The organism is Metapseudomonas boanensis, assembly GCF_018704125.1.
In the GTDB taxonomy this organism is placed as follows: Bacteria; Pseudomonadota; Gammaproteobacteria; order Pseudomonadales; family Pseudomonadaceae; genus Metapseudomonas; species Metapseudomonas boanensis.
The window spans coordinates 61,457-86,993 of the sequence record NZ_JAGTIS010000013.1 but is presented as its reverse complement, the minus strand read 5'-3'; the positions used below and the strand labels follow the sequence as shown (position 1 = coordinate 86,993).

Sequence of the window (25,537 nt, the reverse complement as noted above, 5' to 3'; positions counted from 1 at the left end):
TGAAGCACTGTGTCCGATCTGTTGCAGACGTTCGCACGCCCTCAACCGCCAAGCGCGATGATCGCTGCCACCAGCACGGTGCCGGTCACTGCCATCGCCAGCCCACCGTACCATCGGCTGGCCCCGGCGAAGCCCGCAAGGATCCAGCCAGCGAGGAACAGCATGACGACCCCGACCAGGTTGGACATGCGCACCGCAAGCATCGACTGGTCGAGCACTATGAAAGGCACAACGAGCGGGAATGTCGCGAACACCACCAGCAGGAATACCCCGAACGCGCCCTTGAAGTCATCCCACCCGAGGCGCGGCCGGATGGGTAGCCCCTGATGCTCGATCATGCGCCGGCGGAGCATCTCAAGCCCCTCGGGGCCAGCTGCAACCGCTATACGCTCCGGCAAGACCTCAGCGATCAGCGCCTGCCCGGTGGCCGCGTCAGCCCCGCCGTGCAGGCGTGCGAGCAGCGTTCGACCTCGCGTCCGCTCGGTCAGGGTGCGCACCAGGTACATCACCGCATCCGCCAGCCCCCAGGCGAGGTTGCAGCCGAGGGCGGCGATCATCATCGTGCGCTCCTCCTCGCCACCGGACGAGGCCACACTGAAAGTCCCGGTGAACGTCATCGCCATCAGCAGGCCAAAAATCACCTCCGAGACACGGTCGATCGGATTGAGCACGCGTGCCCGCTTTTCTTGCGTATTGCCTGGCATGACAGCACCTCCCCAGTTGCCCGGACAGTTCCCTTGAGCTCGAGCCCACGCGCCAGATACCGCGCCGCCCCTTCCGAGCGTGCTCCCCGACGGCACCGTCTCGCCTGAAAGCAGATTCAGCCGTGTTGGCAAAAGCACGAACACGTTGCAAATGTAGCCGGTCTGCGGAGCTATCACCCACATCCATCGCCATGAAGCTTCGCGTTGCGCTTCCGACAGGATTCGATGCCCCAGCCTGAAAACGAACAATCGGTGACGAACTGGACATGAGAACCCACGCCATCATAAAGTAAGCAATGCTTATTATAAGGAATGCATTCCATGTCCTCCCGTGACGAGAGCCTTGGCTTCCTGATCGCTGACGTCTCCAGGCTGATGAGGCGCACCTTCGAAGAGCATCTGGTAGACAGCGCCCTGACGTTGAGCCAGGCGCGGGCACTGGTGCACGTAGCGCGCAACGAAGGTTGCCGTCAGATCGAGTTGGCCGATCGGCTGGAGGTGAAGCCGATCACCTTGGCTCGGTTGATCGATCAACTGGAGCAGTTCGGCCTGGTCGAGCGCCGGCCTGATCCAGAAGACCGCCGGGCCTACCGGCTTTTTCTGCTTCCCAAGGCAAAACAGGAGCTCCGGGCAATCGAGAAGGTGTCTGCCATTACCCATGGCATCGCGCTGCACGATCTATCAGAGCAGGAAGCAGCAGCATTGACGTCCGCCCTGCGCAAGATGCGCTCGAACCTGTCCTCTCGTTGATCCACCAAGGAACAGCACTGCCGTGAACGCTGCCCTAGAGCCATCTGCCACTGTCGATGCACCCTCCCACCCGGCCTCGCGCATCAAGCGCCTTGTGCTGATGGGCGTCGTTCCTCTGCTGGTCATAGCCGGCTGTCTCGTGACTTACCTGCAAGGTGGACGATTCGTGGAAACGGATAACGCCTACGTCAAGGCTGACAAAGTCCCGGTTAGCGCTGACGTTTCTGGCACCATCCAGGAAGTCGTTGTCCAGGAGAACCAGCGTGTCGAAGCGGGAGATTTGTTGTTCCGGATCGACCCGGCCAGTTTCCGGATTGCCGTGAACAGGGCCGAAGCAAGGCTCGCCCAGGTACGTACCGACCTGACGGCCCTCAAGGCGAGCTATCAGGAGAAAAAGGCCGAACTGGCATTGGCCAGGACGCGTCAGACGTTCGCCGCCCGGGACCTGCAGCGCCAGACCAACCTGGCTAGCAAGGGCTATCTGTCCGTCGCGCGCCTGGATGAATCCCGGCAAGCAGAAGAGATTGCCGCACAGGAAATCTCCGCCCGCGAGCACGACCTCAAGCGCATTGCCGAAACCCTGGGCGGCAGCCCGGACATGCCCGTCGAGCAGCATCCCAGTTACCGTTCTGCCTTGGCCGAGCTCGATCAGACCCGGCTGGACCTGGCTCGCGTCGAGGTTCGCGCATCCTTGCCGGGCAGTGTGAGCAGAGTGCCGCAACCCGGCCAATACATCACGGCAGGCAATACGGCGATGACCTTGGTCGCCGACGGCAATTTGTGGGTCGAAGCCAACTTCCCTGAGAAGGCGTTGACCTATGTACGGCCCGGGCAGACAGTGAGCATCCGCTTCGATACCTACCCGGATCGCATCTGGCAAGGCGTCGTGGAAAGCCTGAGCCCAGCCACCGGTGCCGAGTTCTCCGTGATCCCGGCGCAGAACGCCACAGGCAATTGGGTCAAGGTGACCCAGCGTGTTCCCGTGCGCATCAGACTCGACGCCCACGCCGAGTTACCGAGCCTGCGGGCTGGCCTCAGTGCTGACGTCGAGGTCGACACGACACATCGTCGAAGCCTGGCCAGCTTGCTGCCCTGACGGACTCGAGCCATGGGGTCTACTACAACGACACGGGGTGGCACGCACAAAGGGCTGGTCACCCTGACCGTGATGCTCGCCACCATCATCCAGGCGCTGGACTCCACCATCGCCAACGTCGCACTGCCGCATATGCAAGGCAGCATGGGGACCACCCAGGACCAGATCAGCTGGGTGCTCACCTCCTATATCGTGGCCACGGCGATTTTCATGCCATTGACCGGATTCCTTGCGGCACGAGTTGGCCGCAAGCGACTGTTCATCTGGTCCATCGTCGGTTTCACCCTGGCTTCGATGCTCTGCGGCGCAGCGCAAAGCCTGGAACAGATCGTGCTCTTCCGCATTCTCCAGGGCATGTTCGGCGCCAGCCTGGTGCCACTGTCACAGGCGGTCCTGCTCGACACCTACCCCCAGGAGCAGCACGGTTCGGCGATGGCGATGTGGGGGGTGGGTGTCATGGTCGGCCCGATCCTGGGGCCGACACTGGGAGGCTGGCTTACCGAGTACTACAGCTGGCGCTGGGTCTTCTACATCAACCTGCCCTTCGGCCTGCTCGCCTGGTTCGGCCTGGCGGCCTTCGTCAAGGAAGCGCCGACCGATCGCACCCGTCATTTCGATCTGCTGGGCTTTGGCCTGCTGGCCCTGGCCATTGGTTCCCTGCAGTTGATGCTCGACCGCGGCGAATCCCAGAACTGGTTCGCCAGCCGCGAAATCCTCGTCGAGGCCTTGCTTGCCGGCTTGAGCCTTTACCTGTTCCTGGTGCATCTGCTGACCTGCAGGCAGCCCTTCATCGAGTCGGCGATGTTCAGGGATCGCAATCTCTGTCTCGGCCTGCTCCTGATCTTCATGGTCGGCATCATCCTGCTCGCCGCGATGGCCCTGCTGCCACCCTTCATGCAACACCTGATGGGCTACCCAATCCTCGATATCGGTTATCTGATGGCCCCAAGAGGCATTGGCACCATGGTGGCGATGATGGTGGTCGGCCGCTTGATCAACCGGGTCGACCCGCGCGGCATGATCAGCCTTGGCCTGCTGCTGACTGCGCTGTCTATGTGGGAAATGACCCTGTTCACCGCCGAAGTTTCCGCGACTGAGATCATTCGCACCGGCGTCGTCCAGGGGCTTGGGCTCGGGCTGATTTTCGTGCCGCTATCCACCCTCGCCTTCTCCACGCTGGCTCCCCACTACCGAAACGACGCCACTGCCCTTTTCAGCCTGATGCGCAATGTGGGCAGCGGCATCGGCATCTCGATTGTGATCAGTTACCTGGCGCACCGAACCCAGATCAATCATGCCGCCTTCAGTGACTTCATCACGCCATTCAACCAGGCGCTTGCCCAGGCGAACCAGGGCGGTGTCTTCGACCTCAGTACGCCCGCAGGGCTGGTGGCCATCAATGCCGAGGTGACCCGCCAGGCCTCGATCCTTGGCTATCTGCAGGACTTCCGGCTGATGATGTTCATCACTCTGGCATCGCTACCCCTGGTGCTCCTACTCAAGCCCATTCAGAAGGGCAACGACAAGGCCGAGCTGCACGCCGTGATGGATTGAGGCACAGTCGCGGGGACTCCCGATGCGAATGTCGGGTACTTACGGAGCAACCTGCGCCATGGAGCTTCAGCTGCTACCTGACTCAAACCGCGGCCAGGAGGTGGTTTGCCATATTCAACTGAACACGATTGCAGCCACACCCCGTAGCCGTTCATCGGGACTCGACGGAAACGGGCAGCTGTAACGCCTGATTCTTTTGACAATAATAATTACTTACAAATAACATCGGATCCCGTTGCGCCTGGCCCACGACTGCGAGGCACATCAGCGCACTTGTTCAGGCTGTTGCGGCGCCAGACCGGAAGTTGGGTGAACCAGGTCATCCCACATCGCTCAGGCCTCATGCCAGCCACCGCAGTCCCCATACCAGATGTATCGTCATCGCCCCCAGCGCGGTTGATGACCGGTTCCATAAAACAAGAGAGAGACCGTGGAATTTTTTCATCTAGTCGCTTCGCTCCTGCAGCACGAAGCAACCATGGAATTCTTGCGATTGGGCGTTGTTTACGCGCACCTGATCGCATGCTGTGTGGCCATCGGCCTTGTCCTGACAAGCGACTTCGCCATGGTCAAGCAGTTGCTGGAAGGCTCCGACTCCGCACACTGCAAGAAAGAACATCTGGATACGCTCAAGCGAACCATCACGCTCGCTCTGCAAGTGCTCTGGGTCTCAGGCGCGCTGATCGTCATGCTCGACTCCTACGTCAAGGGCGCAAGTTATTTCCTCAACCCCAAGCTACAAGCCAAGGTCCTCATCGTCTCCCTGCTCACCGTCAACGGTGCGTTATTGCACTCCGTGATCATGCCCGCCCTGGTCAAGGCCGGCACCTTGCTCAAGCTTGAACTGGGCATGCGGACACTTGCGATTTTCGCCGGCACGGTATCCGGGGTTTCCTGGTTCTACGCCGCGATGCTTGGGGTCGGTCGTCCACTTGCCTGGAAATACAGCCTGGGCGAATTGATGATCGCCTACCCGCTCCTTATCGTTGCAGGTTTCATTGCCGTAACCCTTCTGGTCGGCTGGGCGAGAAAGCGCAGGGAGACCCCCTCGGTATCGGCAATCGGCGAGCAGCAGGCGCCGTGAAACTCATGGCTTGACCACGCAACCGCAGTCGTGCACGCAGCAACGGTCACAGCTGGTTTCCTGGCTTCGATCGCGCGCGGCGCGTCAGTTCCTGGCGGGTTGCTGCTTCGATGTCGCGCTCGGTTTGCCGCGCCTGACTCAGGGTAAGCCAGACGACGAAAACCGGACAGGACAGCAGCAACAGCGCCACCAGAAGCGACAACGGTGAGATGCCGTAACGGAACAGCACCCACCCCGCCACCGCTATCGCCAGCAACGCGCAGAACCAGTGAGTCGCGCGTCTCATGGGGCCTCCGTTTTCGCCGCTGCGGCAAGCCGCACCCGCTTCAACAGCGCAGAGTTGACAATCACCGAGAGCGACGACAATGCCATGGCCGCCGCTGCCAGGATCGGATTGAGGAACCCCAAAGCCGCGACCGGGATGCCGATGCTGTTGTAGATGAACGCCCAGAACAGGTTCTGTTTGATCTTGCTCATGGTCGCACGCGACAACTGGATCGCCGCCACGACATCGCGCACATCATCGCGGATCAGAATGATACTGCCGGTTTCCTTGGCAACATCGGAGCCGGAGCCAATGGCAATGCCGATATCGGCGGCAGCCAGGGCCGGCGCATCGTTGACGCCATCGCCGACCATCGCCACCACCTGCCCCTCGCTCTGCAGTTGGCGAATGACCGCGACTTTGTCGTCCGGCAGAACTTCGGCAATTACCCGTTCGATGCCAACCTGCCGCGCCACCGCTTCAGCGGTTCGCCGGTTGTCGCCGCTCAACAGCACAACCTTGATTCCACTCGCCTTCAATGCCGTGACGGCTTCGGCTGCTTCCGGCTTGACGGTATCGGCAACGGCGATAACCCCGAGCAGGCGGCTGTCGACACCGACCAGCATCGCGGTCTTGCCATCGGCCTCCAGGGTGACGAGGCTCGCCTCGGCCGTCTCGATCGAAATCCGCTGGAGGGCGAACAAGCGCCGGTTGCCCAGCCAGATCTTGCGGCTATCGATGCTGCCTTCGATGCCATGACCGGCGATCCCGCTGATTCCGGTCGCTTTCGGCAGGCTGATGCCGCGATGCCGGGCGGCACGCACTATCGCTTCGCCGAGTGGATGTTCCGACCCTGACTCCACGGCGGCGGCGAGCATCAGTACCTCGCTTTCCGGAGTCGCGTCGAACGAGATCACGTTAGTCACGTTCGGCTCACCGCGAGTGATGGTGCCAGTCTTGTCGAAGACCACCGTGCTGAGTTTCTCGGCCCGTTCCAGCACTTCGCCTCCGCGGATCAGAATGCCGTTATCGGCGCCCTTGCCGACACCGACCATCAGTGCAGCAGGCGTGGCCACGCCCAGCGCACAGGGGCAGGAGATGATGAGCACTGCAATGAAGGCCAACAGCCCCTGCGGGAAACTCCCCGCGATCGTCCAGCCGACCAGCGCCAGGAATGCGACCGCCACCACCGCAGGCACAAAATAGCCAGTGACCTGGTCGGCCAACCGCTGGATCTGAGCCGTGCTGGCCTGTGCCTCCTCGACCATCCTGATGATCTGCGCTAGTGCCGTATCGGCGCCGATCCTGCTCGCTTTGAAGGTAAACACACCACTGCGATTGAGCGTACCGCCGATCACGGCACTGCCTGGTTTTTTGTCGACCGGCATGGACTCGCCGGTCAACATCGATTCATCGACCGTCGACGTACCCTCTGTCACTTCGCCATCGGTGGGAATCTTCTCGCCAGGTTTGACGATCAGGAACTCGCCAGCCATGACGCTTTCTGCTGGCAATTCGACTTCCTGGCCGTCACGCAGCACATGCGCAGTTGCCGGCTTGAGGTCCAGCAAGCGCCGCACCGCTGCCGAGGATTTCTTCTTGATGATTTCCTCCATGTACTTGCCGAGCAGGACGAACGCGATGATCACCGCTGACACCTCGAAATAGATGTCGCGCTCCTCCACTTTGACCGGCAAGACGTCCGGGGCAAACAGCACCGCTACGCTGTAGAAGTACGCGACCGAGGTGCCCAGGGCGATCAGGAAATCCATATTGATGTTGCGGGTGCGGATGGCATTCCATGCACCCTTGTAGAAGCTCCAACCGCCGATGAATTGCACTGGGGTTACCAGCAGGAACAGCCACATGCCCCAGGTAAACCAGGGCAGTGCCGGTATCGGCACCCAGGTCAACAGCGTGGCGCCGGCAGCCAGCGCGATGAAAGCACCGGCACGCAACATGGCCAAGGCCAGCACGCCGGTAAGGGCGATCGCCACGCGGGCTTTCATGGCCTTCAATTCACGCTCGGGCGACTCGAAGATGCGCACACAGCTGTCGCTGCAGAAGTAATAGGTACGTCCGCCGCGCTCTCGCGACAGGGCCGTAGCCTTGTCCACCATCATTCCGCAGACCGGGTCTTTCGCCAGTTGCCTGCTGCCGAGCGGTGCCGCGGCAGCAGGCGCCACAGTGGTGGCAGCATGCTGATGCCCAGGTGGGCAAGGTTGCGCGGCGGCAGCGCCTTTTGCGTATCGAGACGAATCGCGCAGGAACTCCTCACGGCAATGACTCGAGCAGAACCAATAGCGCTGGTCTTCGAATTCCGCGCTGCCGGCTGCTGTCGCCGGCACGACGGACATTCCGCACACAGGGTCGAGAACATGCCCTTGCTCGCCTGCCAAGGCGGGTGAATCTCCGGGCGCCGCCGCGGCGCGAGGGCCAGCGTGCTGCATGGGTGAATGGTCCATGAGGCACCTCCTCAGTGCGACTTTCCGTGGAACATGTCGTATAGCCAGGCAAACAAGGTTCCTACCATCAGCCCCCACAAGATCAGCACCAACAACGGGCCTACGAAGGTAGCGACGGTATAGGCTTGCGGCATCTCCAGACGACCGAAGTCCAGCCCGTGGAACAACGCATTGAGGAAGGCAATACCCTGCGCCGGCCACAGCGCATAGAGCAGTGCACACACGGTGTAGGAAATCGCCATGGTCAGGGCCAGGGCGAGACCGGTTTTCCAGGGAGCGATCATGATTTTCTCCTTGCATCCGCGGCGCTGGAGCGACGAGCGTTGAACCAGGGCACGAACGCCGGGGTGCGTTCGCGATAGGAGAAGTAGTCAGCACCGAACTGCTCGAGCAGCTCCTGCTCCTCGGCCCTGGCCAACCTGGCGTACATCGCCAGCAGGATCGGGAACATCACCAGAGTGATCAGCGTCGGCCACTGCAACAGGAAACCGAACATGATCAGCACGAAGCCAACGTACTGCGGGTGGCGGACCCGCGCGTAGGGGCCGTCCTGCGCCAGCGTGCCGCTGCTCTGGGCCCGATAGAGCACGCGCCAAGCTGCCGCCAGCAGCCAGAAACCGCCCAGGATCAGCAAGTTGCTGAGCAGGTGGAACGGCCCCCAGTGCGGGTTGACCCTCCAGCCGAATAGCATTTCGAGCAGGTGCCCGGCGTCGTGCGACAGGAAATCAATGCCGGGGAAAAGACGACTGAGCCAAGGCAGCAACAGATAGAGCGTCAGCGGGAAGCCGTACATCTCGGTGAACAGAGCCACCAGAAAGGCGGAGAACATGCCGAAGGAGCGCCAGTCACGGTTCGTCCGGGGTCGGGCGAAGCTGAACGCGAACAGGATGAAGACCAGCGAGTTGATGATAACCAGCGACCACAGGCCGTACGCCGATTCGGTATGGCTCATGGTTTGTCCTCCTCCCCGGCTCGGCCTGGTTGCTGCTCGTGCCTGTGACGATGACCGCCATGACCGTGATGCATGAACAGGTGCATCAGCGGGCAGGCTGCCAGTAGCAGATAAGGCAGGATCCCAAACACGTGTGCACGGTGCTCGCTCAGCAGAAAGAAGCCAGCGATAGCGACAAAGCCCCAGAACACCCACAGGTGCCTGGAGTTGCTCCCTTGTGGTAGGTGGATCATGTGCACCTCCATCGCGGCAGGGGAACCATTACCGTATGCTCAGTCCACTTCGAGTGGACCGCCATCCCGACTGTCCGGCATGCCAGGCTATGAGCTGGCAACCGCGTCGGCCGAGCGACGGGCTTACGCCGTCAAAGCCATGATCGGAGCGCTGGCCAAATTGACGGACAAAGCCCAATTCGATTGCTTTTGCATATTCAACTCCTGGTGATGAGGGATAAGCAGCCACTTCCGGGTCGCGCTGGGTGGGCGCAAAAGAACAGGACGGCAGCTGTTCAGTCGTCCTGAAATACGGATTAATCGTTGAAGCGAACGAAGATCAGGCGGGCTGGAGGTCTAGACGGTACGGGGCGCCTCAGCACAAGGGCGGGCAAGGCTGATGCTTCAGAGGGGATGAACAGCACCAGAGCAGGGAGCAGCAACAAGCTGGCCCAACTGAGGGCATCCAGTCCCAGAGTGTGCGGTATCGAGCTGATTGCGGTAACCGTATTGGCACCGCTGTGCTGACAGCTGGTGGTGTGTTGAGCATGCTGTGTTGCGACGGGCGAGTTGTTTGGAGTGGCGAGGTTCCGCTCCGGCTCCAGCAAGCAGCCCTGAAAAGCCGTCACTACCAGCGCCACTACCCACGCTGCCAGGGTAAGGCACAAGAGATTGTGGTGGCGCTGACGTAACCAGTACATAAATCGCTCACTGGACCTGTGGGGCCCTTCAGAGTCAGTGTAGCCAGATATGCATTGCCTTGACGGACGCGGCCTACAAGTGGGCAGAGGTCGAGGCATTCAGCCTGCTGCTGACCACCGGAGGATGCCGTTCCTTATGGGCGCTGTTCGACTGGATGCGCCAACTTCGGAGGTGCCCCGGATCACCTGCGCAGCAGCTACTTCGGTGTGCAAGGCCTCGGGCGCTCTCGCGGCCCAGCGATCCCAGGCCTACATGAAAACCTAGATCGAGATGAGCCCGTGCTCCAATGCGTACTTCATCAGGGCGGCGGGTTTATCGATGTTGAGCTTGCGCCTGATGCTCAGCCTGTAGGTTTCGACGGTCCTGACGCTGATATCCAGTTCGCGCGCCATCTCCTTGTTGTTGAGACCTTTGGCGATCATCGACAGAACCTGAATCTCACGTGGTGTCAGCTCATCGTCCTTGCGGGTATTGCTCGCCAGCTTTCTTGCCACCTCGGGGCTGTAGAAGCTCCCGCCGGCAACGATAGCCTCGATTGCCGCGATCAGCTCTTGAGAGGGAGCGTTCTTGAGGACATAGCCAAAAGCGCCGGCACTGATGGAGGTGCGCACGTATTCCTGGTTGTCGTACATGCTCAGGATCAGGATCTTGATTCCCGGATAGAGGGCGCAGAGCTTTCTCGTCAGTTCAAGCCCGTTCATATCCTTCAGGCCGATATCGATGAGCAGCAGGTCGATTTCCGTCGCCTGGAGCAGTTCAAGCGCTTCGGCACCGGACTCGGCTTGTGCCACCACCTCGAAATGCGGAATCGCGGAAAGCAGGGCCTTCACGCCATCGCGGACCAGGGCATGGTCATCGATCAGCGCAATTCTTATAGGCTTGGCATCGCTCATACAGGCCTCTTATTGTTATTTGTATCAAGCGTATCAAGCTCTTTGGATTGGAATCTCAACGATTATTTCCGTACTGCCAGGTGAAGATGAAACCGTGAATGAGCCAAGATGATGGTCCACTCGCTCCCTGATATTCCGCAGGCCTATCCCCTGACTCTTGTCCATCAGGCCAGGGTCGAAGCCTACGCCATTATCTTCAATGCGAAGAGCAATTGCGCCCTTTGCATCGAGCAACGAAATTATAACGATACTCGCTCTTGAGTGGCGCTCGATGTTGGCCAGAGCTTCCTGAATTACTCTGAAAAGCGTGACGGATATGTTCTTGTCACCTAGGGGCTCACCAATGCTGCGTTCATAGTGCGTTAATATTCCTGTGCGCTGCTCGAACTCGGCAACAAGTTGATCGATGGCCGGAGAGAGGCCGAGAGTATCCAGGAGCGACGGACGCAAGTCGTGGGAGATACGCCGGATTTCGCCGATGGCGTCGCCCAGGCGGGCGGTACCTGATCGCAGGTTCTCAAGGCCATTGCCCTGGCCGTTCTGGAGTTCCAGGCAAGCCAGTTCGAACTGGAACTTGATGGAGACCAGTTGCTGGCTGATGCCATCGTGCAACTCTCGGGAAACACGGGATCGCTCCTCCTCCTGAAGATTCACGATGCGCTGGTTGAGGGCACAAAGCTTGCGGTCCGCCAGGCGATGTTCGGTGAAGTTGAGCATCAGCCCTCCGGCGAACACCACCAGCACGGCTATGAGAGCGAAGGACGAAATCGCGAGCACAGTGGTCAGCACGCCGGAAGCGACCTCCTCCCGTGATTTCTTCGTCGCCACTTCCACGTCGTCAATGTAGATGCCGGTACCTAGCATCCAGCCCCATTGATCGAGCATCACGACGTAGGAGAGTTTCTCGGTCACTTGCCCCGTCGAAGGTTTTTCCCAGGCATAGCGCTGGAATCCGTCGCCATGCTGTGCACTTTCCAGCAGGGCCCGGATGACCGGAAAACCATTCTTGTCAGTCATCCCCAGGAGGTCTTTTCCCACCAGGCTGGACTGTCTTGGATGCATGAGATTTTTCCCTTCGCGGGTATACACGAAGAAATAACCGTCCACCCCGAAGTTGGCGCGTGCCAGAATATCGAGCGCCTGGTTCTTTGTCGCCTCGTCGTTCTTTCCACTGTCATACAAAGGAGCGATCAGGCTCGAAGCCAATTCAATATAATTTTTCAGCTCAGCCTGTTTTGCCGCCAGAATACTGCTTTCAATCAATTTCGCCTGCTCTTCCTCCAGTTTTTGACTTTGCGCAAAAACCAGGACACAGATGAACAACACCGAAACTATGAGCGGCAGCACACTCAGCGTCACTATCTTGTATTTAAGTTGCATATTTCTCACTTGACGCCTACCACCAGAACAACATGCACGGAAAGATCAGGCGCAAGCAAACTGCGTAGCTCCATGCAGCGTGGGTAGCTAGTAAAGCGCATGTCAATAGGACTCTCACGCGTGAATAGTTGTCAGGTTATGGCATCGGGCGAAATCCGCCTTGGCAGATGGCAACCGGGAACAGGAAGTTTCACTTCACCCGCCATGGCTGCACCAGCGAATCTTTCAAAATAAAAAGAGATAAGAACATGCACCATAATGCTCGACTCTGCTCCTCCGTCTTCCTGCTCGCAAGTCGCGCCATGGGCGCCGCTATCCCTGCCCAGGCCGAGTTCATCACGGCCAGCAAGACCAGCCTGGATGAAAACTGCCTGATCGTCAGCTCCGTGCTGCCGCTCTGGTAGACACCCCACGAAGAAGTCCGTCATCCGGCGATCTTCAGACCGTATTCGGCCTTGGGATATGCCGCAGCAGCGTGGTCTTGCCGGCACCGAGAAAGCCGCTGAGCGCGGTCACCGGGATGGGGAGATGGGCAGGCATTAGAGCAATCCTTGAAATCGGGTTTCAACCGTAGGAGCGAGCTTGCTCGCGAATCGCTTTGCTCGGGGTTTTCGCGAGCAAGGCCCAGGGATTCCCCCTAGATCCTACAAATGAAAAGCGCCACGACAAAGCGTGGCGCTCAGGTTACCGCAACGGGAACTCAACAGCAGCGGACGGGTCGGCCCTTGCCACCACCGTAGCGGGCCTCCTGCCGCTCGCGGAAGAACTCCTCATAGGCCATCACCGGCTTGTCCGGGTGCTTGCCGCGCATATGCTCGACGTAGGTATCGTAGTCGGGCATGCCCACCAGCATGCGGGCAGCCTGGCCCAGGTACTTACCCATGCGGCTCAGGTCATTGAACATGCGCAGCGCCTCCTCAGGCGTCCGGAATTGGCTGGAATGGCGATTCCTTGTCGCTGCGCTCGGATTTCATCCAGGCGCTGCGTCCTACCTTGATCGCGTAGAACAGGATGCTCATGACCACGAAGAGGAACAACACGGTCAGGGTCGCGTTGGTGTAGGCGTTGAAGATCACATGCTGCATCTGGCCGATGTCCTTGGCCGGGGCCAGGACCTGGCCGGCCTCCAACGCATCGCTGTACTTCTTGGCCAGGGCCAGGAAGCCGACGGCCGGATTTGGGTCGAGCAGCTTGATCAGGCTCGCGGTGGTGGTGCAGATCAGCAGCCAGGTGGCCGGAATCAGCGTCACCCACACGTAGCGCTGGCGCTTCATCTTGATCAGCACCACACAGCCCAGCATCAGGGCGATGCCCGCCAGCATCTGGTTGGAGATGCCGAACAGCGGCCAGAGGGTATTGATGCCACCCAGCGGATCGATCACGCCCTGATAGAGCAGGAAGCCCCACATGGCGACGCAACCGGCGGTCGCGATCACGTTGGCGGTCCAGGACTCGGTGCGTTTCAGTGCCGGCACGAAGTTACCCAGCAGGTCCTGCAGCATGAAGCGACCGGCACGGGTGCCCGCGTCCACCGCAGTGAGGATGAACAGTGCCTCGAAGAGGATCGCGAAGTGGTACCAGAAGGCCATGGTGTTCTCGCCCGGCAATACCTGATGGAGGATCTGTGCGATGCCCACGGCCAGAGTCGGCGCACCGCCGGCGCGTGCCAGGATGCTGTGCTCACCGATGTCGTTGGCGGTCTGCTGGAGCATTTCCGGGCTGATGGCAAAGCCCCAGCTGCTGACGGTCGCCGCCACGGTGTTGACGTCCGAACCCACCAGTGCCGCTGGGCTGTTCATGGCGAAGTACACGCCCGGCTCGATCACCGAGGCCGCCACCATGGCCATGATGGCGACGAAGGACTCCATCAACATGCCGCCGTAGCCGATGTAACGGGCATGCGACTCATTGGCCAGTAACTTGGGCGTGGTGCCGGAAGAAATCAACGCATGGAAACCGGACACTGCACCGCAGGCGATGGTGATGAACAGGAAGGGGAACAGCGCGCCCTTCCACACCGGCCCTGTGCCATCGACGAACTGCGTCAGCGCCGGCATCTTCAGGTCAGGCGCGATGATCAGGATGCCAATGGCCAGGCCGAGGATGGTGCCGATCTTGAGGAAGGTCGACAGGTAATCCCGCGGCGCCAGCACCAGCCACACTGGCAGGACGGCGGCGACGAAACCATAGCCGATCAGCATCCAGGTGATCTGGATACCGGTGAAGGTGAAGGCCGGGCCCCAGACTGGATCAGCGGCGACCTGCCCACCCGCCCAGATGGAAGCCAGCAGCAAGACTACGCCCACCGCCGAAATCTCGCCGATGCGGCCTGGGCGGATGTAGCGCATGTAGACGCCCATGAACATCGCGATCGGGATGGTCGCCATCACCGTGAACATGCCCCAGGGGCTCTCGGCCAGGGCCTTGACCACGATGAGTGAGAGCACTGCGAGGATGATGATCATGATCAGGAAGGCGCCGAACAGCGCGATGGTGCCGGGAATCTGGCCCATCTCCTCGCGCACCAGCTCGCCCAGGGAGCGGCCGTTACGCCGGCTGGAAATGAACAGCACCATGAAATCCTGCACCGCACCGGCCAGGACCACACCCGCAATCAGCCAGAGCGTGCCCGGCAGATAGCCCATCTGTGCGGCGAGCACCGGGCCCACCAGGGGGCCGGCACCGGCGATGGCAGCGAAGTGGTGGCCGAAGAGTATGTGCTTGTTGGTCGGCACGTAGTCCAGACCATCGTTGTTGAGCACGGCGGGGGTGGCACGGGTCGGGTCGAGCTGCATCACCTTGGTGGCGATGAACAGGCTGTAATAGCGGTAGGCAATGAGGTAGATCGCGGTTGCAGCAGTAACGATCCAGAGGGCGTTGATGGCTTCGCCACGACGTAACGCCACGGTACCAAGCGCAAATGCGCCCAGTACGGCAACGGCGAACCAGGCAATTCGGGTAGCCAGTTGGGTCATCGAAAGTCTCCTGCCGCTGGCGGTTACCTGCGGCGGCTTTTGTTGTTGTTTAGCCCTGGATAAGGGCCCGGCCACTATCTGCGCCAAGCAGCGCCGGAGACATTCGCACAACTACCAAGCGAGCCTACGTAGAACTACGCAATCAATCGACCCCTGTCCCTGAACACGGCGCGCACCAGGATGCAGCAGCAGCGCCCCACTCGTGTGCATCCGCTGCATGGACAGACAGCGCGCGAAGCATCCAAACGGCTCTGCAATGGGCAATCCGCCAAACTGGCACGCCATTCGCTTTAGCTAAAGCGTGCAGGAGTCGCCGGATTGACCGGCAAGCGGCACCACAATTCGAAAAATGGACGGCTAGGGTTCCGGCTTGCGAAGCAAGTGACTGGTCCGAGAGCTGTCGACCTCCAGCGAGGTTACACGGCGGGATAAAAGCCCGGGAGAAAAGAGCACCATGCGTCGCTCGGCTCCTGCCCGCCCGACAACCGAACCGGAGGTTCCCCATGCGCAAGCCGCGTCTGTTCACCCTGTTGGCCACCAGCCTCGCCGCCTTCGCCCTTTCCACGGGCGCCATGGCCAAGGACAGCTTCAACATCTGCTGGACCATTTACGCCGGCTGGATGCCCTGGGAGTACGGGGCCACCCAAGGCATAGTCGACAAGTGGGCGAAGAAGTACGGCATCGACATCCAGGTCACCCAGCTCAATGACTACGTCGAGTCCATCAACCAGTACACAGCAGGTGGGTTCGACGGCTGCACCATGACCAACATGGACGCCCTGACCATTCCTGCCGCTGGCGGCGTGGACAGCACGGCGCTGATCGTCGGCGACTTCTCCAACGGCAACGACGGCCTCGTGCTCAAGGGCGAAGGCAAGGCCTTGTCCGACCTCAAGGGTATGCCGATCAACCTGGTGGAGCTTTCCGTCTCCCATTACCTGCTCGCTCGTGCCCTGGAGCGCGCCGATCTCAGCGAGAAAGACGTGCAGGTGGTCAACACCTCCGACGCCGACATCGCCGCAGCCTTCGACACCGCCGAAGTACAGGCAGTGACCACCTGGAACCCGATGCTCGCCGATATCAAGGGCAAACCGGGCACCTCCCTGGTGTTCGACTCCAGCAAGATCCCCGGAGAAATCATGGACATGCTGGTGGTCAACACCGGGACCCTCAATGCCAACCCTGCCCTAGGCAAAGCCCTGACCGGGGCCTGGTTCGAGATCGTCGCGCTGATGAACACGGGCGACGCGCAAAGCCAGGCCGCCCTTGAACACATGGCGAAGGCTTCCGGCACTGACCTGGCCGGCTATCAGGCGCAACTGGCTGCCACCAAGCTCTTCTACACCCCGGCCGACGCCCTGGCCTTCGTCACCAGCCCCAAGCTGCCAGCCACCATGGACAAGGTTGCCAGCTTCAGCTTCAGCCATGGCTTGCTCGGTGAGGGCGCGAAGGATGCCAACGCCGTCGGCATGAGCTTCGCCAAGGGCGTGGTCACCGGCGACAAGGGCAACGTCAAGCTGCGCTTCGACCCGACCTACACGCAGATGGCTGCCGAAGGAAAGCTTTGACCCCGGGTAGGCATCGAGCCTGAAGTCCGGGCTACCGCCAGGGGCACCGCCCAGTTCACCGAACCGAGTAAACGCCATGCGCCTGATAAACCGCCAGCCTGACCGTGCAGGACGCCTGGTCCTGGTCCTGCTGCCCTTTGCCCTGCTGCTGTTCGCCTACTTCACCGGCTCAGCCGCACGGCTCACGGAAAACCCCAACGACAAGCTGCTGCCCAGCGCGGTGCAGATGCGTGACGCAGTAGAGCGCCTGGCGTTCACCGAGGACAAGCGCTCCGGGGACTACCTGTTCTGGCAGGACACGGCCTCCAGCCTCCAGCGCCTTGGCCTCGGCCTTGGCATCGCCGCCCTGCTGGGCCTGACCCTCGGGATCGCCGCCGGTGTACTGCCGCTGTTCGGTGCGCCGCTGTCGCCGCTGCTCACCGTGCTGTCGATGGTTCCACCGCTGGCAATACTGCCGATCCTGTTCATCGTCTTCGGCCTGGGTGAACTGTCCAAGGTGATGCTGATCGTCATTGGCATCGCCCCCTGCATCGCCCGCGACCTTGAGCAACGCGCCCGGGAAATCCCCCGCGAGTTGCTGATCAAGGCGCAGACCCTGGGTGCCAACACCTGGACCCTGATCCTGCGCGTGGTGCTTGCGCAGTTGTTGCCACGCCTGCTGATCTCCCTGCGCCTGGTACTAGGCTCGGCCTGGCTGTTTCTGATCGCCGCCGAAGCCATCGCCTCCACTGATGGCCTGGGCTACCGCATCTTCCTGGTCCGCCGCTACCTGGCCATGGACGTGATCCTGCCTTACGTGGTGTGGATCACCCTCCTCGCCTGGCTGATGGACCTGGGCCTGCGCCAGCTCACCCGACTGGCCTTCCCCTGGTACGAAGGAGCCAAGGCATGAGCGCCTTCATCGAAGTGAAGAACGTCTGGCAGGAGTATGGCGACCAGGTCGTCCTGGAAAATCTCAGCCTGAGCGTCAACGAAGGCGAATTCTGCACGCTGGTCGGTGCCTCAGGCTGTGGCAAGTCCACCTTCCTGCGCATGCTGCTGGGGCAGGAAGCGCCCAGTCGCGGCAGCATCCAGCTTGAAGGCAGGCCACTGGCCGCAGAGCCTGACGCCAGCCGTGGCGTGGTGTTCCAGCGCTACTCGGTATTCCCGCACCTGAGCGTGCTGGACAACGTCGTGCTGGGACTGGAACTACCCCGCTCGCCCTTGCTCGGGCGTCTGCTCGGCGGCGCCAAGCGCGCCGCCCGTGAAGAGGCCGCCGCCATGCTGGCCAAGGTCGGTCTGGGCCATGCCCTGGACAAGTACCCCAACCAGCTCTCCGGCGGTATGCAGCAACGCCTGGCCATCGCCCAGGCGCTGATCATGAAGCCGCGTGTGCTGCTGCTCGATGAGCCCTTCGGCGCCCTGGACCCGGGCATCCGCAAGGACATGCACGAACTGCTGCTCAACCTGTGGCACGAGACCCGACTCACCGTGTTCATGGTCACCCATGACCTCTCCGAGGGCTTCAGCCTTGGCACGCGCCTGATGGTTTTCGACAAGGTGCGCCTCGATCCGCAGGCTCCCAATGCCTATGGTGCGCGCATCACCTACGACATCCCCCTCAACACCGACCGCCGCACCGTCCGCGCTGCAGTCGAGGCACTGCCGGAACGCGTCACCGCCGCCCTGCAGCCCGCCACCGTACATTGACAAGGAGCCTGCCCATGACCGTTTCCCTGGCCCTGCGCCCTACCCTTTATGAAGAAACCGTCCCCGGCGGCGGCCATACCTCCTTCGTACTCAAGCGCGGGCAGTCGCTACGCATCACCGACCTTGAAGGCAGCGCTAACGTTAGCCTGTTGCTGCTCAATGCGGCCGAAAAGAGCGAGCGCCTGAACCTGCCCGACAGCCTCAAGTGCCAGCACACCGCCAAGCTCACCGCTGGACACTGCCTCTACTCCGACATGGGCCGGGTGCTGGCCGCCATTACTGCGGACACCTGCGGCTGGCATGACAGCTTCGGCGGCGTGCTCTCGGCCTCCGAAGTGCAAGAGAAATACGGTGCCGGCCGCTACCAGGAGCTGCGCAACAGCTTCCACCGCAACGGCGTGGACAACCTGCTTGTGGAGATGGGCAAGTGGGACCTGGGCCTGGCCGATCTCTTGATGTGCCTGAACCTGTTCAGCAAGGTCACCGTGGACAGCGACGGTTGCTTCCACTTCCAGCCCGGCAACTCCAAGGCGGGTGACTACATCGAGCTCTACGCCCCTATGGATACGCTGGTGGTGCTCACCGCCCTGCAACACCCGATGGACCCAAATCCCACCTACGCGCCGAAACCCGTGCAGCTCACTTGGCACCAGGCGCAGAGCGACGGCATCAGCCTGCTCTGCCGCACCTCGCGTCCGGAGAACGGACGCGGCTTCCACAACACCGAACGCCTGTACATCTGAGGGCTGCCGAAATGCACCTGACCCTGAGCGAAAAACATCCTGAAGCCGCCGTGTCTCGCACCGTGATCGCCGCAGGCGAACCCTTCATCTGCGAAGTGAAGGCTGGCCAGACCGTGCGCCTGCTTGACCTGGAAGGCAACCAGGCGGTCGACACCCTCTTCTACAGCGCCGCCAACCCGCGTGAGCGCTATGACGTGCAACGCACCCTGCGCCGGCAGAACCGCGTGTACCTCACCACGGGCAGCGTCCTCTACTCCAACCTCGGCAACCCCATGCTGACCATCAGCGCCGACACCTGCGGCCACCACGACACCCTCGGCGGCGCCTGTGCCCAGGAAAGCAATACCGTGCGTTATGCCCTGGACAAGCGTTACATGCACAGCTGCCGCGACAACTTCCTGCGCGCCAGCCTGCACGACGGCCGCCTGACCAAGCGTGACATCAGCGCCAACATCAACTTCTTCATGAACGTGCCGGTCACCCCCGAAGGCGGTTTGACCTTCGAGGACGGCATCTCCGCCGCGGGCAAGTACGTCGAACTCAAGGCGCATATGGACATCATCGTGCTGATCTCCAACTGCCCGCAGCTGAACAACCCCTGCAATGCCTACAACCCGACGCCGGCGGAGGTCCTGGTATGGGACTGAGCAGCCTGCGCGCCTGGCTCTTCCAACTCTGCCAGAGCCGTGCAGGGCAGTGCCTGAATACCTCCCCTCTCCCTGAGGGAGAGCGAGCCAATGCTTCCAGTCACGGACGACCGTGGCGCAGACCAAAGACCGGCGGGACGGCCCGCCACCCATGAGGAAAGCCTCATGTTCGAGACACTCCTGATTGCCAACCGCGGCGCCATCGCCTGCCGCATCCTGCGTACCCTGCGCCAGCTCGACGTGCGCGGTGTGGCCGTGTATTCCGAAGCGGACGCCGCCAGCCTGCACATCCAGCAGGCGGACCAGGCTATCAGCCTGGGCGAGGGCCCCGCCGTCAGCACCTACCTGGTGGTGGAGAAAATCCTCCAGGCCGCTCGCGACAGCGGCGCCGAGGCCATCCACCCCGGCTATGGCTTCCTCTCGGAAAACGCCGCCTTCGCCGAAGCCTGCGAAGCCGCTGGTATTGCCTTCGTCGGCCCGACACCCGAGCAGCTGCGCGTCTTCGGCCTCAAGCACACCGCACGCGCCCTGGCCAAGGCCCACGGCGTGCCGATGCTGGAAGGCACCGAGCTGCTGGAAAGCCTCGACGCCGCCCTGGCTGCCGGTGAGCAGGTGGGATACCCGATAATGCTGAAGAGCACCGCAGGCGGTGGCGGCATCGGCATGCGCGTGTGCCACTCGGCAACCGAGCTCAGTGACGCCTTCGAAGCCGTAAAACGCCTGGGCCAGAACAACTTCAGCGATGCCGGCGTGTTCATCGAGAAGTACATCCAGCGTGCCCGCCACCTGGAGGTACAGGTATTCGGTGACGGTCAGGGCGAAGTGCTGGCCCTGGGTGTGCGCGACTGCTCAGTGCAGCGGCGTAACCAGAAGGTGCTGGAAGAAACACCGGCCCCGAACCTCCCAGCAGGAATGGCCGAGGCGCTTTGCGCTGCCGCCATCAAGCTGGCCAAGGCCGTGCACTACCGCAGCGCCGGCACCGTGGAATTCGTCTACGACAGCGAGGCAGAACAGTTCTACTTCCTCGAAGTGAACACCCGCCTGCAGGTGGAGCACGGCGTTACCGAACAAGTCTGGGGCGTCGACCTGGTGCGCTGGATGATCGAACTGGCCGCGGGCACCCTGGCACCACTCGCCGAGTTGGCCAGGGGTCTCGAGCCCAGCGGCCATGCCATCCAGGCGCGGCTCTATGCTGAAGACCCGGGTCGCGCCTTCCAGCCCTGCCCCGGCCTGCTCACCGCCGTGGACTTCCCTGAAACTGACGGCAAGGCCCTGCGCATCGACACCTGGGTAGAGGCTGGCTGTGAAATCCCGCCTTACTTCGACCCGATGATCGCCAAGCTCATCGCCTGGGCGCCGACCCGCTCTGATGCCAGCGTCGCCCTCGACCGCGCGCTGGAAGGCACCCTCCTCTACGGCGTGGAATGCAACCGCGACTACCTGCGGCAGATCCTCAAGGATGTGCCCTTCGCCAGCGGCGCGCCCTGGACCCGCTGCCTGGAGGGCCTGCAGTACCAGGCCAGCACCTTCGAAGTGCTGGCCGCCGGCACCCAGACCACAGTGCAGGATTACCCCGGCCGCCTTGGCTACTGGGCCGTGGGCGTACCGCCTTCGGGGCCGATGGACAGCCGCGCGTTGCGCTTCGGCAATCGCCTGCTGGGCAACCCCGAGGGCGCTGCCGGCCTGGAAATCACCATGAGCGGCCCCACGCTGCGCTTCAACTGCGACGCCGTGGTCGCCGTCACCGGTGCGCCCATCCCGCTCAGCCTGGACGGCGAACCGCAACCCATGGATACCGCCTTGCTGATTCCGGCAGGCGCCAGCCTGACTCTCGGCACCATCGCCGGTAGAGGTGCACGCAGCTATCTCTGCCTGCGCGGTAGCGTGCAGTTGCCGGATTACCTCGGCAGCAAGAGCACCTTCACCCTCGGGCAGTTCGGTGGCCACGGCGGCCGTGCCCTGCGCGCCGGCGACGTGCTGCACCTGGTACCAGTGGCCGACCGTAGCGCCGGGCAGACCCTGCCTCAGGCACATCGCACTGAACTGACGGAAGTGCGCACGCTGCGTGTCATCTACGGCCCCCATGGCGCGCCGGAATACTTTACCCCGGCCTATATCCAGACTTTCTTTGCCACCGACTGGGAAGTGCATTTCAACTCCAGCCGCACCGGCGTGCGCCTGATCGGGCCGAAGCCGGAATGGGTACGCGAAAGCGGCGGCGAAGCCGGGCTACACCCCTCCAACATCCACGACAACCCCTACGCCATCGGCGCTGTGGACTTCACCGGCGACATGCCGGTGATCCTCGGGCCGGACGGGCCGAGCCTGGGCGGCTTCGTCTGCCCAGTTACCATTATCGAAGCCGACCTGTGGCAGCTGGGACAACTCAAGGCCGGGGACAAGGTGCGATTCGTGCCGGTGAGCATCCGCGAGGCTCGGACACTGGCCATAACCCAGGACCAGGAGTACCAGGCCCTTCGTAGGAGCGAGCTTGCTCGCGAAACTCCCACCCCGGAATTCGCGAGCAAGCCCGCTCCTACACGCTCACCGATCGTGCTCGACTTGGGCAACGCCGACAAACGCCTCGTCGCCCGCCTTTCCGGCGACACCCACTTGTTGCTGGAAATTGGTGCCCCGGAGTTGGATCTGGTGCTGCGCTTCCGCGCCCATGCCCTGATGCAAGCGCTGGAAGCCAAGGCGCTGGACGGTGTCATCGACCTCACCCCCGGCATCCGCTCGCTGCAGGTGCATTACCAGCCTGAAACCCTGCCGCTGGAGCAGCTGCTGGAAACCGTCGCAGGCCTCTGGGACAACGTTTGCGCCGCGGGCGACCTCAAAGTGCCTTCCCGCATCGTGCATCTGCCGCTGTCCTGGGACGACCCGGCCTGCCAACTGGCCATCGAGAAGTACATGACCACGGTGCGCAAGGACGCCCCCTGGTGCCCGAGCAACCTGGAGTTCATTCGTCGCATCAATGACATGCCCAACCTGCGTGAGGTGCAACGCACCGTATTCGACGCCAGCTACCTGGTGATGGGGCTGGGTGACGTCTACCTGGGCGCTCCGGTGGCCACTCCGCTGGACCCGCGCCACCGGCTGGTGACCACAAAATACAACCCGGCACGCACCTGGACCGCCGAGAACTCTGTGGGCATTGGCGGCGCCTACATGTGCGTGTACGGCATGGAAGGTCCCGGCGGCTACCAGTTCGTTGGCCGCACCCTGCAGATGTGGAATCGCTACCGCGATGTGGACGCCTTCGGCGGCAAGCCCTGGCTGCTACGCTTCTTCGACCAGATTCGCTTTTATCCCGTGTCGGCGGATGAATTGCTGCGTATCCGCCGCGACTTCCCCTTGGGACGCTACCCGCTGCGCATCGAGGAAAGCGAGCTCTGCCTGGCCGACTACCAGGCCTTCCTCACACGTGAGGCCGAGGGCATCGCGGCCTTCCGCAGCCAGCAACAGGCCGCCTTCAACGCCGAGCGGGAGCGCTGGATCGACACCGGCCAAGCCCATTTCGACAGCGAAGAAGTGACCGCCGACCTGGGAGAAGACACGCCACTCGGCGCTGGCCAGCACGCAATCGAAAGCCATATCGCCGGCAACCTCTGGCAGGTTCAGGTCGAAGAAGGCGCCAACGTGAAGGCCGGTGACATCCTGGTGATCCTCGAATCCATGAAGATGGAAATCCCGCTCACCGCGCCGCGCGACGGCGTGGTTCGCGAAGTGCGCGTGCAACCTGGCTCGCCGGTGCGTGCCGGACAGCGAGTCCTGGTGCTGGACGAGGCCTGAGTGTGAGTCTGCCAAGAGCACCTCTCCCTAACGCTCTCCCGCCAGCGGGAGAGAGGAATTTTCGGAGCAGGGGACTCAGCCACGAACGAATTCCGAGACTTCACGCCGGGGCGCTCTTCCCCCTCGCCCTTCAGGGAGAGGGCCGGGGAGCGGCTGACCGGCAGTACATAGGACCGAACGAATGAGCCACAACTTCGACCTCCGCCTGGATACCCTGCGCACGGCCTACCACGATGACCGCATCACCCCGCGTGAGCTGATCACCGAGCTGCGTGACAAGGCTGCAGCACTGAACCCCGATTACCACCTGTTCATCCACCTGCTCAGCCTGGAAGAACTGGAACCCTACCTCGCCGCACTGGATGGAAAGTCCCCGGATGAGCTGCCGCTTTACGGCATCCCCTTCGCCATCAAGGACAATATCGACCTGGCCGGAATCCCGACCACTGCCGCATGCCCGGCCTTTGCCTATACCCCGGCGGAATCGGCATCCGTGGTCCGGCGGTTGGTCGCCCTCGGCGCCGTGCCGCTGGGCAAGACCAACCTCGACCAGTTCGCCACCGGCCTCAACGGCACCCGCTCGCCTTACGGCGAATGCCGCAACAGCGTGCTGCCCGAATATCCTTCCGGCGGGTCCAGTGCTGGCTCGTCGCTGGCTGTGGCCCTCGGCATCGCCACTTTCGCCCTGGGCACCGATACCGCAGGATCGGGACGAGTGCCAGCGGCGCTGAACAACCTGGTCGGGCTGAAGCCTTCCAAGGGGCTGCTGTCCACTCACGGCCTGGTGCCGGCGTGCCGCACGCTGGACTGCATCACCTACTTCACCGCCACCGCCTGTGAAGCCAGCGAACTGCTCGCCCTCACCGCACAGATCGATCCGCTGGACGCCTACAGCCGGGCCAACCCGCAGTGGAATGACGGCGGTGCCTTTGGCACACCGCGACCATTTCGCTTCGGCGTACCACAGGCGCACCACCTGCAGTTCTTCGGCTGTGATGAAGGCCCCGAGCTGTTCGCCAATGCCATCGAGCAACTACGCGCGATCGGCGGTGAGCCGGTGGAGCTGGACTTCTCTCCCTTCCTCGAGGCCGCGCGCCTGCTTTATGAAGGCCCCTGGGTGGCCGAGCGTTACAGCGTCATGGGCGAGTTGATGGAACGCGACCCCGAGGCCATATTGCCGGTGATCCGCGCCGTCCTGGCGAAGGCGCCAAGTGCCACCGCTGTGGAAGCCTTCCGCGCGCAATACCGCCTCCAGGAATTGAAGGCACTGAGCGATGCACTTCTGAGCACCGTCGACTGCGTGCTGACCCCCACCATCGGCCGCCCCGTGACGCTCGCCGAACTGCATGCCGAACCGGTGCTGCGCAACTCCGAGTTGGGCTACTACACCAATTTCATGAACCTGCTGGACTACGCCGCTGTCGCCATGCCCAGTGCGCTGATGGACAACGGGCTGCCTTGGGGCGTGACACTCTTTGGTCGCGCGTTCACCGACCAGTACCTGCTGAGTCTCGCTGATGCGCTGCAGCGCCGCACTGCTCTTCCACTGACCGGCGGGTTGGCCGCGAAACTGCCCGTGCCCGCTTCGGCGGCCAGCCACGATAAGGCACGGCTGGTGGTCTGCGGTGCTCATCTCGATGGCCTCGCCCTGAACTGGCAACTGCGCCAGCGCGGCGCAACCTTGCAATGCAAGACCCGCAGCGCCCCGGCCTATCGCCTGCATGCCTTGGCCGGCGGCCCGCCGCTGCGTCCCGGCATGGTGCGCGTGGCCGAAAACGGTGTGGCGATCGAAGTAGAAGTCTGGGAGCTGCCCAGCGCAGAACTCGGGTCTTTTCTCACCCGCATTCCAGCGCCGCTTGGCCTGGGCAAGGTAGAGCTGGCGGACGGCAGCTGGGAAACCGGCTTCATCTGCGACGCCTGGGGCCTGGAAGGTGCCGAGGACATCAGTCGATTCGGTGGCTGGCGCACCTGGCTGGCCAGTCGGGAATAAGCAGTTCCGCAGGGTCTGAAACAGCAGGTTGGCGCCGAGGAACGCGAAGCCCGGCAACGACGTCGAAGGCGGTCTT

The 25,537-nt window shown here is 62.3% G+C and carries 22 protein-coding genes, 1 pseudogene and 1 riboswitch; of the genes and pseudogenes, 12 read left to right on the top strand and 11 right to left on the bottom strand.

Going from position 1 to position 25,537, the window contains the following annotated elements; genetic code table 11:
• Positions 1–41: 41 nt before the first annotated feature.
• Positions 42–704, bottom strand: coding sequence for a VIT1/CCC1 transporter family protein (locus tag J7302_RS20570; RefSeq protein WP_215378925.1), 663 nt, complete (start codon positions 702–704; stop codon positions 42–44).
• A 321-nt stretch (positions 705–1,025) separates the two neighbouring features.
• Here J7302_RS20570 and J7302_RS20565 point away from each other — a divergent pair, with 321 nt between their 5' ends.
• The 4 genes from J7302_RS20565 (at position 1,026) to J7302_RS20550 (ending at position 5,188) form a co-directional block, all read left to right on the top strand.
• Positions 1,026–1,454, top strand: coding sequence for a MarR family winged helix-turn-helix transcriptional regulator (locus tag J7302_RS20565; RefSeq protein ID WP_215378923.1), 429 nt, complete (start codon positions 1,026–1,028; stop codon positions 1,452–1,454).
• Between the two features lie 22 nt (positions 1,455–1,476).
• Entirely contained in the window at positions 1,477–2,550 is a 1,074-nt protein-coding gene (locus tag J7302_RS20560) for an HlyD family secretion protein (RefSeq protein WP_349814467.1), read from the top strand.
• Between the two features lie 12 nt (positions 2,551–2,562).
• Positions 2,563–4,104: a DHA2 family efflux MFS transporter permease subunit gene (locus J7302_RS20555; RefSeq protein WP_215378921.1), complete on the top strand. Its 1,542-nt coding sequence runs from the start codon at positions 2,563–2,565 to the stop codon at positions 4,102–4,104.
• 478 nt (positions 4,105–4,582) lie between these two features.
• Positions 4,583–5,188 carry a hypothetical protein gene (locus J7302_RS20550; RefSeq protein WP_215378919.1) on the top strand — a complete coding sequence of 202 codons (606 nt, stop codon included), beginning with the start codon at positions 4,583–4,585 and terminating at the stop codon, positions 5,186–5,188.
• Between the two features lie 46 nt (positions 5,189–5,234).
• Here the strand turns inward: J7302_RS20550 and J7302_RS20545 are convergent, their stop codons facing one another.
• The 7 genes from J7302_RS20545 to J7302_RS20515 all read right to left on the bottom strand — a co-directional run bounded on the left by J7302_RS20545 (position 5,235) and on the right by J7302_RS20515 (position 12,057).
• Entirely contained in the window at positions 5,235–5,474 is a 240-nt protein-coding gene (locus tag J7302_RS20545; protein WP_215378916.1) for a hypothetical protein, read from the bottom strand.
• A complete protein-coding gene (locus tag J7302_RS20540) occupies positions 5,471–7,918 on the bottom strand; it encodes a heavy metal translocating P-type ATPase (RefSeq protein ID WP_215378914.1) in 2,448 nt (815 codons plus the stop codon). The genes J7302_RS20545 and J7302_RS20540 overlap by 4 nt, the downstream gene beginning before the upstream one ends.
• Before the next feature lie 11 nt (positions 7,919–7,929).
• Positions 7,930–8,202: a DUF5676 family membrane protein gene (locus J7302_RS20535; RefSeq protein WP_215378912.1), complete on the bottom strand. Its 273-nt coding sequence runs from the start codon at positions 8,200–8,202 to the stop codon at positions 7,930–7,932.
• A complete protein-coding gene (locus tag J7302_RS20530) occupies positions 8,199–8,870 on the bottom strand; it encodes a methyltransferase family protein (RefSeq protein WP_215378910.1) in 672 nt (223 codons plus the stop codon). Before J7302_RS20530 ends, J7302_RS20535 begins: the two co-directional genes overlap by 4 nt.
• Positions 8,867–9,103: a DUF2933 domain-containing protein gene (locus J7302_RS20525; RefSeq protein WP_349814466.1), complete on the bottom strand. Its 237-nt coding sequence runs from the start codon at positions 9,101–9,103 to the stop codon at positions 8,867–8,869. The genes J7302_RS20530 and J7302_RS20525 overlap by 4 nt, the downstream gene beginning before the upstream one ends.
• Before the next feature lie 941 nt (positions 9,104–10,044).
• Positions 10,045–10,677 (bottom strand): response regulator, encoded by a 633-nt coding sequence (locus tag J7302_RS20520; RefSeq protein WP_215378905.1) that lies wholly within the window; start codon positions 10,675–10,677, stop codon positions 10,045–10,047.
• Between the two features lie 33 nt (positions 10,678–10,710).
• Positions 10,711–12,057 (bottom strand): cache domain-containing protein, encoded by a 1,347-nt coding sequence (locus J7302_RS20515; RefSeq protein WP_215378903.1) that lies wholly within the window; start codon positions 12,055–12,057, stop codon positions 10,711–10,713.
• A gap of 248 nt (positions 12,058–12,305) precedes the next feature.
• Here J7302_RS20515 and J7302_RS20510 point away from each other — a divergent pair, with 248 nt between their 5' ends.
• Positions 12,306–12,461 carry a hypothetical protein gene (locus J7302_RS20510; protein ID WP_215378901.1) on the top strand — a complete coding sequence of 52 codons (156 nt, stop codon included), beginning with the start codon at positions 12,306–12,308 and terminating at the stop codon, positions 12,459–12,461.
• A gap of 26 nt (positions 12,462–12,487) precedes the next feature.
• Here the strand turns inward: J7302_RS20510 and J7302_RS20505 are convergent.
• The 3 genes and pseudogenes from J7302_RS20505 to J7302_RS20495 form a co-directional block, all read right to left on the bottom strand.
• Positions 12,488–12,597, bottom strand: a pseudogene (locus tag J7302_RS20505) (GTP-binding protein); the annotation flags it as partial.
• Between the two features lie 160 nt (positions 12,598–12,757).
• A complete protein-coding gene (locus J7302_RS20500; protein WP_215378899.1) occupies positions 12,758–12,961 on the bottom strand; it encodes a YbdD/YjiX family protein in 204 nt (67 codons plus the stop codon).
• A gap of 13 nt (positions 12,962–12,974) precedes the next feature.
• The gene (locus J7302_RS20495) at positions 12,975–15,032 is read right to left on the bottom strand and encodes a carbon starvation CstA family protein (protein WP_215378897.1); all 2,058 of its coding nucleotides are present in this window, start codon (positions 15,030–15,032) and stop codon (positions 12,975–12,977) included.
• A 346-nt stretch (positions 15,033–15,378) separates the two neighbouring features.
• Positions 15,379–15,477, top strand: a riboswitch (guanidine-I (ykkC/yxkD leader).
• Positions 15,478–15,535: 58 nt separating this feature from the next.
• On the opposite strand from J7302_RS20495, the gene J7302_RS20490 reads away from it, so the two are divergent.
• The 7 genes from J7302_RS20490 (at position 15,536) to atzF (ending at position 25,461) form a co-directional block, all read left to right on the top strand.
• A complete protein-coding gene (locus tag J7302_RS20490) occupies positions 15,536–16,600 on the top strand; it encodes a putative urea ABC transporter substrate-binding protein (protein ID WP_215378894.1) in 1,065 nt (354 codons plus the stop codon).
• A 76-nt stretch (positions 16,601–16,676) separates the two neighbouring features.
• The gene (locus J7302_RS20485; RefSeq protein ID WP_215378892.1) at positions 16,677–17,492 is read left to right on the top strand and encodes an ABC transporter permease; all 816 of its coding nucleotides are present in this window, start codon (positions 16,677–16,679) and stop codon (positions 17,490–17,492) included.
• A complete protein-coding gene (locus J7302_RS20480; protein ID WP_215378890.1) occupies positions 17,489–18,289 on the top strand; it encodes an ABC transporter ATP-binding protein in 801 nt (266 codons plus the stop codon). The genes J7302_RS20485 and J7302_RS20480 overlap by 4 nt, the downstream gene beginning before the upstream one ends.
• A gap of 14 nt (positions 18,290–18,303) precedes the next feature.
• Positions 18,304–19,032 (top strand): urea amidolyase associated protein UAAP1, encoded by a 729-nt coding sequence (locus J7302_RS20475; protein WP_215378888.1) that lies wholly within the window; start codon positions 18,304–18,306, stop codon positions 19,030–19,032.
• A gap of 11 nt (positions 19,033–19,043) precedes the next feature.
• Entirely contained in the window at positions 19,044–19,679 is a 636-nt protein-coding gene (locus J7302_RS20470) for an urea amidolyase associated protein UAAP2 (RefSeq protein ID WP_215378886.1), read from the top strand.
• 165 nt (positions 19,680–19,844) lie between these two features.
• On the top strand, positions 19,845–23,471 hold the full coding sequence (gene uca / locus J7302_RS20465; RefSeq protein WP_215378884.1) for an urea carboxylase: 3,627 nt from the start codon (positions 19,845–19,847) through the stop codon (positions 23,469–23,471).
• A 181-nt stretch (positions 23,472–23,652) separates the two neighbouring features.
• Complete coding sequence (gene atzF, locus J7302_RS20460) at positions 23,653–25,461, top strand: allophanate hydrolase (protein ID WP_215378881.1); 1,809 nt, start codon at positions 23,653–23,655, stop codon at positions 25,459–25,461.
• Positions 25,462–25,537: the final 76 nt, after the last annotated feature.